The 15,763-nt window shown below is 44.8% G+C and carries 19 protein-coding genes and 1 tRNA gene; 8 read left to right on the top strand and 12 right to left on the bottom strand.

Features of this window, described 5'->3' with window-relative positions:
* Window positions 1-253: 253 nt before the first annotated feature.
* The 3 genes from QNH28_RS10335 to QNH28_RS10325 all read right to left on the bottom strand — a co-directional run bounded on the left by QNH28_RS10335 (window position 254) and on the right by QNH28_RS10325 (window position 2,598).
* Complete coding sequence (locus QNH28_RS10335) at window positions 254-928, bottom strand: DUF6320 domain-containing protein (protein WP_076298519.1); 675 nt, start codon at window positions 926-928, stop codon at window positions 254-256.
* Window positions 925-2,196, bottom strand: coding sequence for an alcohol acetyltransferase (locus QNH28_RS10330; RefSeq protein WP_283911270.1), 1,272 nt, complete (start codon window positions 2,194-2,196; stop codon window positions 925-927). Before QNH28_RS10330 ends, QNH28_RS10335 begins: the two co-directional genes overlap by 4 nt.
* 129 nt (window positions 2,197-2,325) lie before the next feature.
* Window positions 2,326-2,598 carry a polysaccharide biosynthesis C-terminal domain-containing protein gene (locus QNH28_RS10325; protein WP_283911269.1) on the bottom strand — a complete coding sequence of 91 codons (273 nt, stop codon included), beginning with the start codon at window positions 2,596-2,598 and terminating at the stop codon, window positions 2,326-2,328.
* Window positions 2,599-2,752: 154 nt separating this feature from the next.
* Between QNH28_RS10325 and QNH28_RS10320 the strand changes: the two genes are divergently transcribed.
* Complete coding sequence (locus QNH28_RS10320) at window positions 2,753-2,890, top strand: hypothetical protein (protein ID WP_283911268.1); 138 nt, start codon at window positions 2,753-2,755, stop codon at window positions 2,888-2,890.
* 86 nt (window positions 2,891-2,976) lie between these two features.
* Here QNH28_RS10320 and QNH28_RS10315 read toward each other — a convergent pair whose 3' ends face one another.
* Entirely contained in the window at window positions 2,977-3,348 is a 372-nt protein-coding gene (locus QNH28_RS10315; RefSeq protein ID WP_283911267.1) for a hypothetical protein, read from the bottom strand.
* A 405-nt stretch (window positions 3,349-3,753) separates the two neighbouring features.
* Here QNH28_RS10315 and QNH28_RS10310 point away from each other — a divergent pair, with 405 nt between their 5' ends.
* Entirely contained in the window at window positions 3,754-4,764 is a 1,011-nt protein-coding gene (locus QNH28_RS10310) for a S8 family peptidase (protein ID WP_283911266.1), read from the top strand.
* Here the strand turns inward: QNH28_RS10310 and QNH28_RS10305 are convergent.
* The gene (locus tag QNH28_RS10305; protein WP_283911265.1) at window positions 4,756-4,878 is read right to left on the bottom strand and encodes a hypothetical protein; all 123 of its coding nucleotides are present in this window, start codon (window positions 4,876-4,878) and stop codon (window positions 4,756-4,758) included. The two genes, QNH28_RS10310 and QNH28_RS10305, sit on opposite strands and share 9 nt — an antisense overlap.
* Window positions 4,879-5,219: 341 nt before the next feature.
* Between QNH28_RS10305 and QNH28_RS10300 the strand changes: the two genes are divergently transcribed.
* Genes QNH28_RS10300 through QNH28_RS10285 form a run of 4 tightly spaced genes read left to right on the top strand, consistent with a single transcriptional unit; the run spans window position 5,220 to window position 7,733 of the window.
* A complete protein-coding gene (locus QNH28_RS10300; protein ID WP_076119637.1) occupies window positions 5,220-5,591 on the top strand; it encodes a GntR family transcriptional regulator in 372 nt (123 codons plus the stop codon).
* A complete protein-coding gene (locus tag QNH28_RS10295) occupies window positions 5,588-6,481 on the top strand; it encodes an ABC transporter ATP-binding protein (RefSeq protein ID WP_283911264.1) in 894 nt (297 codons plus the stop codon). The genes QNH28_RS10300 and QNH28_RS10295 overlap by 4 nt, the downstream gene beginning before the upstream one ends.
* Complete coding sequence (locus QNH28_RS10290; protein WP_283911263.1) at window positions 6,478-7,161, top strand: hypothetical protein; 684 nt, start codon at window positions 6,478-6,480, stop codon at window positions 7,159-7,161. Before QNH28_RS10295 ends, QNH28_RS10290 begins: the two co-directional genes overlap by 4 nt.
* A 41-nt stretch (window positions 7,162-7,202) precedes the next feature.
* A complete protein-coding gene (locus QNH28_RS10285; RefSeq protein ID WP_283911262.1) occupies window positions 7,203-7,733 on the top strand; it encodes a hypothetical protein in 531 nt (176 codons plus the stop codon).
* 83 nt (window positions 7,734-7,816) lie between these two features.
* Here the strand turns inward: QNH28_RS10285 and QNH28_RS10280 are convergent.
* Window positions 7,817-7,900, bottom strand: a tRNA-Leu gene (locus QNH28_RS10280).
* Between the two features lie 187 nt (window positions 7,901-8,087).
* Here QNH28_RS10280 and QNH28_RS10275 point away from each other — a divergent pair.
* Window positions 8,088-8,534, top strand: a complete 447-nt coding sequence (locus QNH28_RS10275) for a YhjD family protein (protein WP_283911261.1) — start codon at window positions 8,088-8,090, stop codon at window positions 8,532-8,534.
* A gap of 74 nt (window positions 8,535-8,608) precedes the next feature.
* Here QNH28_RS10275 and QNH28_RS10270 read toward each other — a convergent pair whose 3' ends face one another.
* The 3 genes from QNH28_RS10270 to QNH28_RS10260 all read right to left on the bottom strand — a co-directional run bounded on the left by QNH28_RS10270 (window position 8,609) and on the right by QNH28_RS10260 (window position 9,935).
* Window positions 8,609-8,827, bottom strand: a complete 219-nt coding sequence (locus tag QNH28_RS10270; protein ID WP_042186900.1) for a hypothetical protein — start codon at window positions 8,825-8,827, stop codon at window positions 8,609-8,611.
* 116 nt (window positions 8,828-8,943) lie between these two features.
* A complete protein-coding gene (locus QNH28_RS10265) occupies window positions 8,944-9,261 on the bottom strand; it encodes a hypothetical protein (RefSeq protein WP_283911260.1) in 318 nt (105 codons plus the stop codon).
* Window positions 9,262-9,362: 101 nt separating this feature from the next.
* The gene (locus QNH28_RS10260; RefSeq protein ID WP_283911259.1) at window positions 9,363-9,935 is read right to left on the bottom strand and encodes a xanthine phosphoribosyltransferase; all 573 of its coding nucleotides are present in this window, start codon (window positions 9,933-9,935) and stop codon (window positions 9,363-9,365) included.
* A gap of 175 nt (window positions 9,936-10,110) precedes the next feature.
* Here QNH28_RS10260 and QNH28_RS10255 point away from each other — a divergent pair, with 175 nt between their 5' ends.
* Window positions 10,111-11,223: a YkvI family membrane protein gene (locus QNH28_RS10255; protein ID WP_283911258.1), complete on the top strand. Its 1,113-nt coding sequence runs from the start codon at window positions 10,111-10,113 to the stop codon at window positions 11,221-11,223.
* On the opposite strand, the gene QNH28_RS10250 is transcribed toward QNH28_RS10255, so the two are convergent.
* The 3 genes from QNH28_RS10250 to QNH28_RS10240 are packed head-to-tail and all read right to left on the bottom strand — an operon-like array spanning window position 11,210 to window position 15,757.
* Window positions 11,210-12,625 (bottom strand): ATP-binding protein, encoded by a 1,416-nt coding sequence (locus tag QNH28_RS10250; protein WP_283911257.1) that lies wholly within the window; start codon window positions 12,623-12,625, stop codon window positions 11,210-11,212. The two genes, QNH28_RS10255 and QNH28_RS10250, sit on opposite strands and share 14 nt — an antisense overlap.
* A 17-nt stretch (window positions 12,626-12,642) precedes the next feature.
* The gene (locus QNH28_RS10245; RefSeq protein WP_283911256.1) at window positions 12,643-14,457 is read right to left on the bottom strand and encodes an AAA family ATPase; all 1,815 of its coding nucleotides are present in this window, start codon (window positions 14,455-14,457) and stop codon (window positions 12,643-12,645) included.
* Window positions 14,447-15,757, bottom strand: a complete 1,311-nt coding sequence (locus QNH28_RS10240; RefSeq protein WP_283911255.1) for a metallophosphoesterase family protein — start codon at window positions 15,755-15,757, stop codon at window positions 14,447-14,449. Before QNH28_RS10240 ends, QNH28_RS10245 begins: the two co-directional genes overlap by 11 nt.
* Window positions 15,758-15,763 lie beyond the last annotated feature (6 nt).

Below are 15,763 nucleotides of genomic sequence, written 5' to 3'. Positions count from 1 at the left end.
TTCATCTACCATTCCTATGATAATGGTTATCATTAGGAAGTGTCAAGAATTTTATTTTAATTTTAAACTAGAAAAAATGCCTTAAACATCCCATTAAAAAGTACAACCTTTCTTGTAGAAAAATAGGAATTCGGTGTCGTATGAACCCTTCACTTTCTTAAATCCACAAAAAAACCACATCCAAAGGACGTGGTCAATATGCATAATAAACCTAAATATTTAATTATAGATTGGAATAAATCTATCTCGATTATTAATAATGGAATCTTCTTCTGATTTCGCTTATAAATTTCCGGTCAGAAAAAATTATCATCCCAATAATGGTTAGGAGTGAGTATACGATAGAGAAAACACTGGTCCAAATGACATGAGACAAATTAAATACAAATAGAAGCATTGGACATAAATTAATAAAAAACATCGCTAAAATATAGCCTATATCATGACGCCATAATGATTTTTGAACAATTGCGAGCACAGTCATAATAAATGTAGCTGCCACTCCAAACAGTGGGATTGCATAGTTGGTAGACCATCCCCTAAAACCAACAAATATATCGATCACCAAAAGGAAAATGGACAACATGACATAGTGGTATAAAATTTTTCTGCCGATATGTTTATTAGATAAAATGGTGTCTTTAACAACGATCCACGCATAGATAAGACCTGTACTTACGATAATTGACCATATTCTCGGATTGATATGATAGGTCAACGCATTAATTGTAATCGAAAGCACGATCGCAGATATAGTCAAAAAGAGGAACAATTTAGCTACCGTAAATGGTTTGGTTTCCTGATAGATCTCTTTATAGGACGGGTATTCTGTCGTGCTCTCTCCCCTGATCTTAATTGGCTTGGAGCATAGTGGACAACGATAATGTTGATTATCAACCGTCACGTTGCAACGAATACATTTGGTCATTCGCTAATCCCCCAATCGTTTGAGTAGATTTTAACTTCAAGTCCAGCCTCACCCGCTAAGGTCGAAAAGAAATATTGCAATATATCGGATTCCACTATATTTCTGGTAAACGTGATCACCAGCTTATCATTGACTGAGCTGATCCCACAGTTCATAGGGCTTTTATTGGATGGATAGACTAATGCCTCGATTAGCTCTACGTGCTTGTACATTTGCTGTGGCAACATAATATTGCCGATATTGGACAAGGTCAGTGTTCTTTTACTTTCCCCAAGCATATGAAACCCTAAATTCACGAACCAGTTCTTCAAAAATAACGGGACAAACAACGTAGCTTTGTTCCGTTCAAGCGCCACATTATTGTAAATGATATTTTGCAAATTTTCTTTCCCCGTCTTATACTTCAGCATCTCATTCATTCTAAAAATTAATTCATCCAGTGTGGTATCTTCCGTAATCCGCGCGCCAAGATTAACTACGCCAAAGAAGTTACGAAGAGTACGTGAAGGGAATGCTTTGCGCAAATTGACAGGCACTGCGATAACCACGGGAGCATTACTTTTGCTATATTTAATTCTTGTTTGATAAATAGAATAACTCAGTAATGCGGATAAATAAGCAGTGATCGTACTTTCTTTTTGCTTAGCGAGGGCATTTAATTGGGAGGCACTTATGACCCCGTGTACCACGTTATTTCCGAACTGTTCGAAAGCTGTACCTTTAATGTGGTACGCTCGGCTGTTTCTAACCGATTCAACATAACAATCCTTGTAGTATCTGCGAAAAGCATCCTCCATATCATGGATATCCACGCCTGAATCAGCGAGTAAAATCCGGTCCTCAGTGTCAATTTCATGTCCCATATACATTAGATAATAGTACAGCAGTGATTTTAAAAACTCGACAGCCCCATTACCATCCGTAAGCGCATGGAACACTTCAACAGAGACTCTATTTTTGTAGTATAAAACCTTGAATAAATATCCATTGTTTGTAGTTGGATCAATGTTACGACAAGGATACTGCTGATCCTCAGCGATCACAATTTTATCCGTGCTAGACTCTAAATAATTCCAAAACACACCCCTGCGAAGCTTCACAGTGAACATCGGAAATCTGTCGAATACCGTATCGGCGGCTTGCTGTAACGCATCCACATCTACAGGATTTGTCAGAACAGCTGAGATCCGATAAACGGAAGTGTTTTTTGTGTTTGTAACGGATGGAAATAGTTTTGCTGCGTTATCAAGTTTGTACCACTTTTTCACTTCAAAACTCCTCTATTATTCTGCTGTTACTGGTTGATACTCCACTTTTGCATTGTCTTCCTCAAACAAACATAGCTTACCACGACACAGATTATCTCTGCCACTACAAAGGAAAGCCATAAGCCGATGTTACCAAGCATTAAAGGAAGGATAAAGAAATTCCCCATCAACAAGACATACCGTAAAATCGCCAAAATCGGATGCCAAAGCAGCACCGGTAATCCCCATATCGAAAACGCAGAGAAAAATCAAATCCAAGATGATTTTCAAGACTACACTCAGTAAATTACCAACCATATAAAGCTGAGGTTTCCCCATAGACTGCAATGAAATACCAAGTAAAATATTAAAAATTACAGGCACGACAAATACACCAAAAGTCTGTATGTAATCAACAACCATAGAAAAAAGCACTGAATTTGCTCCAACTTTAGAGCCAAGTGAGAATCCATCTGTCTTTTTTGTAGTTTGTGAGAAATACCCTGAACAGGCCGGCTGTATTTCAATATTACCTAAAGGAATTTATCTCTATGGTTATTGCTCGGAGGAGCAGAGAATGGAAACGATACAGAATATCGCTGCATATGCTAAAGCCGAATATAATACGGAGATTCCATTTGTCATCCAGACAGTCATTTTCACCGGAATGTTTCAGTGGGTTTATGAGATTCAAGTATGGTTAAAATCTGCATGATCTAAAATAAGACAAATAAAACAGCACGCGGCGAAATAGGATCGACACGTGCTGTTTACTACAGAATTAAAGCTGACTTGTCCAAACTAAAATCTAGCGACAAAAAATTCACGGTCTGCTGGGACGTTAAAACTCTTCAAAACTACTCCATTCTCGTCTCTTATTGTCAGCAGATAAGGTACTGAAGTTAATGTGCTAATCGTAGGGAATCTGGCCACACCGAAATCATCGAAATCAGCGTTCACAGTTGTGGTACCATTTTTTAATGTAGCGGTCCAGCCCGAAGAATCTTTAGGTCTGCTATTCGTACCTAAACTTGTAGCGAGAACCACAAATCTGTCCAATGTCTGTCTGATTCTCCGTTTCTTTCGGGTTGCAGCTGCCTTCACTCTTTTAGCTGCGAGGGCTTTGGCCGCCATAACGGCTTGTTTATTGACTGGCTTATTAATCATTGCCATTTACTTCACCACTTTCTTTTTAGGATACGATAGTAGATGCGAGATTGGCGCTTCCTGACCTCACTATTACCTACGATTTTAGAAATGTACTTTATTCCTAGATTCATAGATTCGTACCCACTGGATCGGTGGTGCATATAATGCACTTGTGAGGTGATCCATTAATAAATGAGCCGACAATTGTGGATAGAGCAATATAGTTCAAGGATCCATAGCGCGCTAAGAAAAAGAATTCAACACTCCCAAGTCCGTCGCGGTACATCCGCTAAAATTCCTATCATTATCAAATTCAAACAAAAAATGGCCCCAGCACAGCTGAAGTCATTAAAAAAACATCTAGAATCACACAACTTTCCTATCAAACATCATCTCCCCATACTAAATTCTGTATCATCACGAGTTTCAATGAAATGTCTGAAACAGATGTGCAGTTGGCATGGGATCGAGAAAATCTATGTAGACGGAATAAAAAGAACATCACTTTATATAGCGACGCCCTCCATCGGTTCTACCACCATCCAAAAGAAACAGGGACTTACTGGAAAAGGAATCAACATTGCCATTCTTGACACAGGAGTGTATAGGCACCCTGATCTGATTCAGCCCTGTAACCGTATCGTAGCTTTTAAAGATTTTATCAATCACAGAAAACTTCCCTACGACGATAACGGCCATGGGACTCATATCGCAGGGGACGCGGCAGGCAACGGATGGATGAGTAAAGGAAAATACAAAAGCCCTGCTCCAAAGGCAGGGATCGTTGGTGTTAAAGTACTTGATAAAAATGGTGACGGATATGACTCCACGATTATTAAAGGAATCGAGTGGTGTATTGTGAATCGAAAGCGGCTAAAACTGCGTATCCTTTCAATGTCATTAGGGGGTACGGTAAATTCAACTTGTGCAGACGACCCTTTGTGCCAAGCCGTAGAAAAAGCAATTAAGGCCGGACTCACTGTTGTGATAGCAGCTGGAAATAGCGGCCCTGGACGCAGGACGATCGAATCGCCTGGGATTAGTCCTTCTGCAATTACTGTAGGTGCAGTGGATGATCGCCGTACGCTCACACAAAAGGACGACCGGATTACCTCATATTCCAGCCGTGGGCCTGCACCCGGAGGACGGAAGAAACCGGACCTCGTAGCTCCTGGCGAGACCGTTATTTCTCTTCGCGCTCCTCGCTCCAAGCTAGATCGCGAGCTTCCTTACTTGCGAATCGCTAAAAATTACTATGTGTTGTCCGGTACCAGTGTCTCAACACCTATAGTCTCTGGTGTCATTGCTCAATTGCTGCAGAGAAATCCCTCACTAACTCCTAAGCAAGTGAAAAACATATTGAAAAAGAACACATTCTCTCTGAAACTCCCCCCTAACACAGCGGGCTCTGGTGAGATCAATGCAAGATTCTTATTGTGATTTTGCTTCCTTCTTTAAAGCTGTGATAACAGAAACTGATAACACTTCAGTAAATTTACCCGTAGGTTCAATTTCTAATAAAGAAGATTTCAAATCCGCTTTAAATCGTTCCAAGTGATCTCCAAATAAGCGCTTTGAAGCATAGGATGTGGAATACAAATTTCCAAGAATCGAATCCAAGGTCCATGTGATTGAATAACTTGGTAAAACCAGTGTTTCACTACTTCATTAACCTTAAGCTGCCAAGATAATGGCTCTTGCTCAACATTAAACGTATCAATAAAAGGCTGTTTGGAGCAAATCCGAACAGTTTTTTTTGTATGTCGATACGTCTGAACACGCTGTATTTGGGCTTGGTGAATCGACCAATTTACATAGAAATCATTGACAAATGAGTCCATTACCTATATGGTTAATTACATAACTAACTAACCAAAGAACTTGGCGGTGAATACATGGGAAGCTTAATGGATGATACTCGACCGATATTTATGCAGATCGCCGAACGCATAGAAAATGACATCATCGAAGAAACGCTGCTGGAGGAATCACAGGTTCCTTCAACAAATCAGTTTGCTGTTTTCTACCAGATCAATCCGGCGACGGCTGCGAAAGGTGTGAATTTGCTTGTGGATCAAGGGATTTTATACAAAAAGCGAGGAATTGGCATGTTTGTAGCTTCTGGAGCGCGCGCAGTATTGATGGAGAAGAGAAAAGAACAATTTTATGAGCAATATGTTGTAACTATGATCCGTGAAGCAGAGAAATTAGGAATTACGTTGGATCAATTAACGAAGATGATTCAGAGGGGAGATAATCGGTCATGAATGAAGTCGTTGAGGTCAAGGGACTGACCAAGTCGTATGGAAAGGTAACCGTCATCCAAGACATTAATTTTTCTTTAGAAAAGAACAAAATCTATGGTCTGCTTGGCAGAAATGGTGCAGGAAAAACAACGATCATGCACATGATTACAGCACAGTTATTCGCTACAAGTGGTGAGCTTAGAGTATTCGGGGAACATCCCTACGAGAATAACCGCGTACTCAATCAGATTTGCTTCATTAAGGAAAGCCAAAAGTATCCGGATACGTACCGTATTATCGACGTTCTAGAGGTATCTGCGTTATTTTTCCCTAACTTTGATCGAGACTACGCCCATTCCTTAATCAAGGACTTCAATCTCCCCCTAAAAAGAAGAATGAAGAAGCTGTCCAGAGGAATGCTCTCGGCGGTGGGTATTGTAATAGGTCTAGCTAGCCGCGCTCCGCTGACTATTTTTGACGAGCCTTATTTAGGTCTGGATGCTGTGGCAAGAAGCCTGTTTTACGATCGATTAATTGAGGATTATTCAGAATATCCGCGAACAGTTGTCTTGTCTACACATTTAATTGACGAGGTAAGCCAGCTATTAGAGCATGTCATTGTTATCGACAACGGTAAGCTGATTATCAATGAGGATGCTGAAGCTCTTCGCGGGCGGGCTGCTAAAGTTATCGGTGCGGCTGCGAAGGTCGAAGATTTAATCACCGGTAAAGAGATCATCTCTCGTGAATCCTTTGGCGGATTACTTTCTGCCACTGTTATTAGCTTAAACTCAACAGATCTATCACGTGCTGAGATGCTTGGTCTGGAGATCTCCCCGATATCTTTACAACAGTTAATTGTTCATCTTACAAACAGAAAATCCCAAGGGAAGGGAGTTGCAGTGCAATGAACCAAATGACAGGGATATTAAAAATGCACTATAAGGATAAATGGTTTTGGTTGTTTATGCCTTGGATTATATTATTGTCCAGCTTTTTGGTTAATCTTGTCATAGCTTTTTTCCTGCAAGAACCAATGTATACCGGCGGCCTAGTCTCAATCTTTATTTATATGTTTGTCATAGGTATCATCATTTTAGTACAGACCTTCCCCTTTGCCTTGGGCTTAAGCCTACGGAGGACAGATTATTTCATCGGCACATCCTTGATGGCCGTTTTAACAAGTGCCGGTTTCTCACTCCTTTTGTTCCTGCTATCTATTGTAGAAACCAAATTAACATCTGGATGGGGTGTGCAGCTACATTATTTTCACATACCATACTTGAATGATGGTACTGTCCTAGAGCAGCTGTGGATCTATTTCATGATTATGTTGCATATGTTTTATTGGGGATTTGTTATATCCAGCATCTTCCGTAGATTTGGTAGAAGTGGCCTATTCATTTTCGCAGCAGTCATGTTTATTCTGTACAGTGTCGCTGGATTGTTAATGACATATTATCAGTGGTGGGGAGATCTATTTAACTGGTTTGCTAGCCATACCGCATTTGAACTTGCCTTGTGGACCATGCCCTTGACGGTCTTGTATGCCCTCTTATCGTTCTGGATGCTTCGGAAGTCTACAGTATAAGACGCTGCCTGGAATATTGTTAATATTATAGGGGGTACTGTATGGATTATGTGAGGGATTACGCCATGTATGCTTCTATATTCGGTATGTTTAGTTTTAGTTGGTTTGGCTGGGCACAAGAAAATCCCAGATCCAGCTGGCGAAAATATATTGGCATAGCTTCTGGTGTATCCCTTCTCGTCTGCTTGATTGGTGTCTATTTAAGTGTGACGAACTGGGATGCTCCCTCCGTATTAAATGACAAGACCTCTTTTGATAATTATCTAATTTCTGTCTATATTGAATTATTTTTGGCTGGTGCCGGAGCTTCTATATTGATGAAATGTAAGTATAATGATTACGTTGCTCCTTGGATTGCCTTTGTTGTAGGTATTCATTTTATTGGCTTAAAAAGTGTGTTTAACGATTTTAGTTTATACCTTTTAGCAGCGCTTCTTGTTACAGTGTCTATCGCTTCACTATTCATATCTAGAAAACTTAAGGTCGCGAACAGTGCAATTACAGGCATGGGTGCTGGGACAGTTTTGTTCGCCTTCGCTCTATTAGGGTTAATTCGATATTTATCGATCTAGATACGATTATGCTAAAGTTATCTTGGAATAATTATATTCACAAAAAAGAAACTCCCTTGATTTCTCAAGGGAGTTTCTAGTGATGCGGTCGAGAGGACTCGAACCTCCACGGTATTGCTACCACACGGACCTGAACCGTGCGCGTCTGCCAATTCCGCCACGACCGCACATCATAATGACTACATATCAATCTTGCGGTCACAAGAAATATCATATCATGCTGAGATTAAAGCGTCAATATATTTTCCGATTTTTCTTATCGATCATTATTTTATGGATAATTATTGCTTTTACTTCCGAATATAAGGTATAATGAGAACAAAAGTTCGCATAATATAAATGAGGTGATTTATAATGGCGACTACAAAGTTGAAGACATCCATTGTTGATGAAGATATTACTAAAGAAGAACTGTCCCTGGTCAGAAGCTATTTGCTGCTAACGTTTATTCATAAAGTTTTCGAGCGTGACTGCCGTGTAATCAGCAAGAGTGGCCTGTTTAAGACCCCTCAGCTTTATATGGAGCTCGTGTCTGGCGCCACTAAGAAGACCTCATTAATGCTCCAAGAGGTTACGCGCGAATTAAGCTCACATGATCTGAAGATCACAACCGTTCGCCAAGATCAACGAGGAGTCGAGGCCTTGTACTCCTGTAGAGGATATCAAGGTGAGATGAATATATTATGGCCAGGATTCCGTAGAGAGATGATGCTGCGAATGCGTGCGTATCTCGGACTGTCCACAGAGCTCTCCATACTCTCCAGAGAAGAAAGCGACTCCCAGCTAGCTTTAAGTATTTAATCCGTCAGAGGCATAGATGTTAGCAGAACAGCTCCCCACCCAATTTGGGTAAGGAGCTGTTTTTGCTGCGGAAACTATATATTATCAGGTTCTTTCCTTGGTTCGCTGAAGGGTTGGAATAAATAATTCCGATCTAGCTTTACTACTCGTCTATTCTGACGACGTATCATCACCTGCGAATCATCCCAAGCCAGAACAATTCCTTTTACATCATTACTTTCTATGCCATCGCGCACCACACGAATTTTCTCGCCGGAAATTCGGTACGCATCCAATTGTTCATCGCTAATCATCATGATCCCTCCCTCTATATAGCTTATCCTATTTTCATTAAGAAAAAAGACCCAAATGAAAAATCATCTGGGTCTCATATAAGCAATTGACCAATTGCATGTCTACTAAAGCATTCTTATATCAGCGCTTCATTCTTCTCAAACCAGAAATCAAGAACTTTAGCGGACATCACACGTTGCTCCAGATACTCCACTTGGTTCGTTGTGAATTTCTCCCTCCAAGGGAAGGAAAGTTCCTCACATAAACCTTTAATTGTCAGAAGCTCTGACCAAGCTACATAGCGTTTGTACCAAAAAAACTGAGGATGTTCAATCATATAGGGATACAGATCGTCGAAATCCGTGTGTTTGCAATCCAGCGCACGCTCGAAGTGATCCTTGGCCTCGGTTAATTTATCAATAAAAAATTGCTCAGTCACCGGTTCTTTCCCCATTGTGACGCCTCCTCCCTATGTCTGATTTTATTATAAAGGAAAATCTATAGGGTGAAAAGCAGTTGTTTTAAAAATAGGCATGTTCTTATTTATAATTCGGGTTATTCCCCAAATTCAATGGTGCCTCCAGTAAGAGAGGTAATTCTTACGAGTGACTCCAGTCGGATGCCTTGTTCTTTGATCGTCCGAGCTCCAGCCTGAAAGCTTTTTTCCACTACAACACCAAGACCTACCAGCTCAGCGCCAGAGCGTTGAATGATCTTAATTAATCCACGCGCTGCATCACCATTAGCAATAATATCATCGATAAAGAGGATTTTATCCTCTGGAGAGATGAATTGGCGAGACAACATAATGTCGGTAACGATGCCTTTCGTAAAAGAAGGAACTCTTTCACAAAGTGCGTCCGGATCTGCTAATAGCGTTTTTTTGCGACGTGCAAAAACTAACGGCACCTTTAACTCATATGCGGTGGCAAATGCCACGGCAATGCCCGAGGATTCCACGGTCACAATACGTGTAATTCCGCAGTCCGCAAACCTCCCGGCAAACTCCCGTCCCATTTCCATCGTAAGCTGTGGATCTACCTGATGATTCAACAGTGCATCCAGCTTCAGCACTTCATCCGAAACGACGACACCTTCCTCCAAAATCCGCTGTTTCAACACTTCCATGATTTTGAACCTCCAATACCCTTTATAATCGCAGACGCTCCGTACAAATGAATCACGGAAGTCATGTCCTACTGATCCTCATCATAACCTGTACTATACAGAGTGCACAAGGCAATCCTGCATAGCACGCTTTATGATTTTTCTTTTGCTTCTTAAAACTATTAGGAGGGGAGCCATGAAATCACATGTCCGAACATTACAGATCGCTTTCACTTACATTGGCACCATTGTAGGAGCCGGATTCGCCACCGGACAAGAAATTTTAAAATTCTTCACTCGTTACGGACACTGGGCAGTTCTGACCATCCTGCTCTCTACTATACTGTTCATATGGCTGGGTACGAAAATGATGGTCATCGCTCGGCGCATAGAAGCAGAGTCTTATGAGGACTTTAACCGTCACCTCTTTGGTGACCAAGTCGGAAGCACCATCAGTTTGTTCACGATGGTCATCCTGATCGGTGTCAACAGTATTATGCTTGCAGGGGCTGGTGCTATTTTTCAAGAGCATCTTGGATTTCATTATCAAACAGGGCTAATATTGACGCTGGTTGGTTCTTATTTTCTGCTTAAACGGGGAATTTCCGGTATTCTGCAAATGAACAGTCTGATCGTACCATTAATGCTTACGCTGTCGCTCATCATTATTTTTAATACCTTTCAAATTCCAGGTGCTGAACGGTTCTTTTTCCTAGAAACGGATCGGTCTATCTTTGGAGCTTGGATGTCGCCGCTGCTCTACACCGCCTTCAATTTAGGTATGGCTCAAGCCGTATTAGTTCCAATGGCTCGTCATACAGAGGAAGAAAAATCTCTTGTCTGGGGCGGTATTTTTGGTGGTGCGGGAATCGGTTTTATGTTGATCGCCGCGCATTTCGCGATGAGCTCACAGATGCCTGATATTCTCCAATTTGAAATCCCTATGGGCAACATCGCCATCCGGTTGGGTACCGTAGTGCAAACTATATATTTGCTGCTGATCTTTTTGGAGATCTTTAGCACTTTTGTCGCCGACATTTATGGCGTCACCATGCAGCTTAAACAACGAATTCCCGTTAAACCCGCATTGATTACGCCGATTCTGATGTTGCTGTGCTATTTACTGAGCCAGTTTGGCTTTAGCTCTCTTCTCTCCGTGTTCTACCCGATCTTCGGAGCTTTGTCACTGGTCTGGGCTGTCATGTTACTACGTACGCCATGGTCTACTCCACCACGTATCGATTCCTCATCGGGTTCGAGTGGCAAAGGGAACAGTCTTGTATCCATAAAACCAGTTACACGGAAATAACTGCTCCTGTTGGAATAATTCGTGCTGCCGCTTCCGCCACATGCTTGTGACAGGTCATCATCACAATCTGGCGGGAGACCGACAGTTCACCAAGCAGTGAAAGCACAGCATGAAGACGAGCCTCGTCAAAGTTGACGAATAGATCATCGAACAGCAGTGGCAGCGATACTTGCCGGGACATCGTCTCTGCTAATGCCAAGCGGATGGAAAGGTACAGCTGTTCTGCCGTCCCACGGCTAAGCAGTCCGCTGTCGAGCAGTCCAGCATCTTTGTGTTCCGCTTTAAGCTCTTTATGGCCTAAAGTCATAACTACTCTCTTGTATTCCCCTTGAGTCAGCTTGGAGAAATATTCAGATGCAAGTAGTAGTACCTGCGGCTGCTTCTCCTGCTCATAAATACGGCGGGTTCTTCCGATTAATTCGGCAGTTAAGGCTGCTACCGCATATTTATCAGCCACGATTCGCAGGGCGGCTCTCTGCTCTTCCAATTGCTGAATAACAGAGTCCTCCATACACCGCTCTTTCAAATACTCCCTTTCCTGAAGCAGCTTCCCTCGTTGCTCCAGCAGACTGTTCCACATTTCTTCCTCTCGTGCAGCTAGCTCTTCAGCCGCCGTCCGCTCTTTCTGGAGTGCTGAGGCATCATGATGATCTAATAATACTTGGAGGGCGGCAACCCGCTCATCCTCCCAGCCTCCAAACATAGCCAGTTCCCACTGACGAATGGATTTATTCAGCTCACTACGCCGCTGTACAGCAGCCGATCTTCGCAAGAAATCCTCTCCGCCTGCTGCTCCACCTTCATGCAACAGTAGGTCACGCTGTTCTCTAAGTTCACCTAATACCCTATGACTCTCCTTAAGCTCTTCCAGAAGCTCTTGTAACCGTGACTGAATACCTTCCCGGCGAATCAGGTCCTTTTTCAGTTCATCCCAAGCTCTTTTTCGAAGCTCCAGCCAGCTTAGTAATGTTAGTGCAGATCGTCGCTGTCCATCCTGCGGATCCATATCCAAGCTAGTTGCCGCTACGCCAGACTCACCTAAAGGATCAGTACCTGATTCATAAATAAGGGCAAGCAGCTCCTCCTCGAACACGTTACACTCATCTTCCAGCTCTTTCAGTCGTAAAGAGAGCTTATTCTCTTGGCGCAGCAGTTCGTTTCCCTGCTCCACCATAGCGAAGATATCCGGCAGCCCTTCCGGAGACAACCCTTCGGGCAATTTGCGCTCACGCAGCCATTCTTCATATTGCTCAGCAGTTTGCGTGAAAGCCAGCTCCGCTCGGCTCATTTCTTCGGCGAGCAGCTTCTCTTGGCCTGCCAGCGTCTCCAGCTCCGTGCGGCAGGCATCCCGCTCAGCCGCATAGCGTTCAATGCGCTGCCGCCATGCTGTCCAAGCCTCCATGAGCCTGCGAAGCTCCCTCATGGAGGCCTCCAGCCCGCCTGCGTCAGGGCTGGACCCCGGGGCAGCAGATCGCCGCCCCGGGGTGATCGCGCTCTCCGGCTCCGCCCCGGAGAGCAGCTGCCCCCGCAGCCGTAGCATCTCGGCTGCGGCTGTGCCCACGTCCCCGCCATGCCCTGGCGGGGACGCTTCCGGCCGGCGCGCTCCGCTGAGGCCGGCCCAAGGGCCAGATCGGCCGCGCCAAGCAGGCCGATCGCGAGCACTGCGCTGACCGGCGGAGCACCGGTCAGCCACAGCGCTGTGGGCAGCAGCACAGTTAGTGCTGCCCCAGCCCACAGCAGGCGCCGGTAGAGCGCGGCCATGCGCTGCGCGCTAAGGCCGTCACTTCCGGCGCCGGGGCCGCGCTGCGGCCCTTCGCTGAGCTGCGCTTCGCGCCAGCGCTCGGCCGCCTGCTGCAGCTCGTCCCACAGCTGCAGCACTTCTCTAGCGCTGCGCGGAGCCAGCTGCGCAAAAGATTCGGCGCCGGTAGCGTGCTCACGCGCCAGCGCCCGTTCTGCTGCCTGCAGCGAAGCTGAGGCAGCAGCCAAGCGGGATCGCAGCGTCTGCCGCGCTGCGCCCTCCGCTTCCATCCGGCGATCATAACTCGCGAACGCCGCCGCAAACCTCCGTGCAGCTTCACGATCTGCGGCTGCACCGGAAAATGCAGTCAGCTCTGCCGCGCTCCAGCTGACATCAATGCCTCGCAGAATTCGCCGCAAATGCTCATTCAGCGCGGTCAATTCACCTTCCAGCCGCTGTCTTTCCGCTCGCAGGTTTTCATAGCTGCTCCGATGACGGTCCAACCGCTCCAGAGCAGGTCCCTGCACAGTCAACACTACATCCGGTGGATTCTGTGCCAGCTCAGCCGTAAGCTCACTTTGTAGACGTTCATAACGAGCTACAGCTCCTTGAGCATTTCGAATTTCTCCTTCAAGTGCCTGAAATCGAGTCGCTCCATCTTCAGGAAAGGTTGAAATCATTGGCAGACCTTGCAGCTCTAACGTCGCATCGCTCCATTTTAACCACAATTCACGAACATCCTGAGCTTTGCGAAGCATCACGAGCTTGTCTCCAGTAAGCTTACGTTGCTGTTCCAATTGATCTAGCTCAGATTCCGTAACCTTTAATGCTGCTATATTACCGTTATAACGTGGAAGATAAGAGCGGCTCTCCCCCATCTGGCGCTCTAGTTTCTCAATAGCCTGAACGATTTTAGCAGCTTCCTGCAGCTTGCCCCGAGGCTTATATAGCTTCTCAGCTTCCTGTACCAATCGGCGTTCCGCCCGCATGATCGTTCCACCGCCGCCCATACCCGCATGGAAGAGAAAGCTGCTCATCTCTTCTGATTGAAGCGCAGCAAGCTCCTGCAGTTCATCGAGAGAGACCGCGAACAATTGATGGAACATGCTCCGAGAGATACCACCAAGCAAAAGACGCTCCATTTCAGCTTGTCCTAGCTCTTGCGTGGTTCCATTCGGTTGGTTAACCGTGATGTTCAGCTTCTCATTTCTTCCTGAACCCTCACCACCAGCTGTATGGCGACGAATGCTCCATAGGGCACCATTACTATCACGTACCTTCAGTATTCCCCCATGTAATCCGCCTTGCATAGGTTCATACCTCTCCGTAGGGTTACCACGACTTGGAATTCCAAACAGCATGGAGCGAATAAACTGCAACGTCGTGCTTTTTCCTGCTTCATTACGTCCATAGAGTGTAGTAACTCCATCCGTTAGATCAATCTCTCGGTTATGCAAACGTCCGAAGCCATGGATCTGCAAATGTTCAATTCTCATCTTCTGGAGCACCCTCCATTCCACCGAGCATTGTGATTCCCTGTTCCGCTGCGCTACGAAGCCAACTTAACTTCTCCTCTTGACTCGTCACCGAGAGCAGCTGTCGCAGCTCCTGATTCTCCATGAGCGGCTTAAGCGCACTGTTTATTAATTCTTCAAGCGCTTCTGCTGAATGTTCCGTATGCTCTGTAATTCGCAGCATTTCTCCAAGAAAGCTATCCTCCTTTAATAACCGTTCACGGTCAATAGCTAACCCGGACTCTACAGCGAATCCTTCCACCCAGACAAGGCCCTTATAATCTTTACGCTCAGCCCGAACCGCCTCACGGCGCTGGAGCTCAGATAGCAGATCCTCTGCCGCTCCTTTTTCAGCTAATACTTTATGTACGTCCCCGCGTCCGATCAGACGAAATCTGACCACTGACATCAGCTCCGGGAGCTCCTCCCTGATATCGTCAATCACCTGCTCCACCCTTTGTATCCATTCTGCTTCATTACTCAATCCCTCAATGGATAGATCCCGTACCTGCCAGCGGACATAATCAAGCTCATGAAACTGGGGCGTGGCACTTCCAGCCTCATCAACATCCACAACATAACAACCTTTTGGTCCGGTTTCCTTAATGCTACGTCCTTGTATATTGCCCGGGTATATAATCGCCGGTTTTTCATGCAATACACTACGTTTATGGATATGTCCAAGTGCCCAATAATCAAAACCCCGTTCGATAAGATCTCTACGACTGCAAGGCGAATAAGTCTCGTGTAACAAATCACCGTCTACATTTCCATGCAGCATAGCAATATGAAACAAACGGCTGCCAGGCTTTCGAGTAAAGGTCACTGCTGTGTTGTCCATTACCTTCGCTGTCGGATAGGAAATCCCACTAACAACGGCTACTTCTTGGCCATCTTTACGACGATAAGCTGTAGCGTGATCTGGCTTCTCCCCGCCAAACACAGTAACATGCTTTGGCATTTCCATTGTCAGACGCAATCCGTCAAGTGGATCATGGTTGCCATGGATCAGAAACACATGTATTCCGTGCTGACCAAGTTCCTTGAGTGCTTCCTGAAATCGGAGCTGACCCTGTAAGGAAGCGTCAGAAACATCGTACACATCTCCACTGATGACAATAAAATCAACGTTCTCTTGGATGGCAACGCGGACAAGCCGCCCGAGGGCGGCGAAGGTTGACTCACGTAAATAAGAACGAATGGCTGGCGAAATATGCGCCAGCCCAGCAAAACGGCTATCCAGATGTAAGTCAGCAGCATGTAGAAATCGAAATGGAATCATAGCTGC

The organism is Paenibacillus sp. G2S3 (assembly GCF_030123105.1).
Classification (GTDB): domain Bacteria; phylum Bacillota; class Bacilli; order Paenibacillales; family Paenibacillaceae; genus Paenibacillus_AQ.
This window is presented reverse-complemented; position numbering and strand designations above follow the sequence as displayed.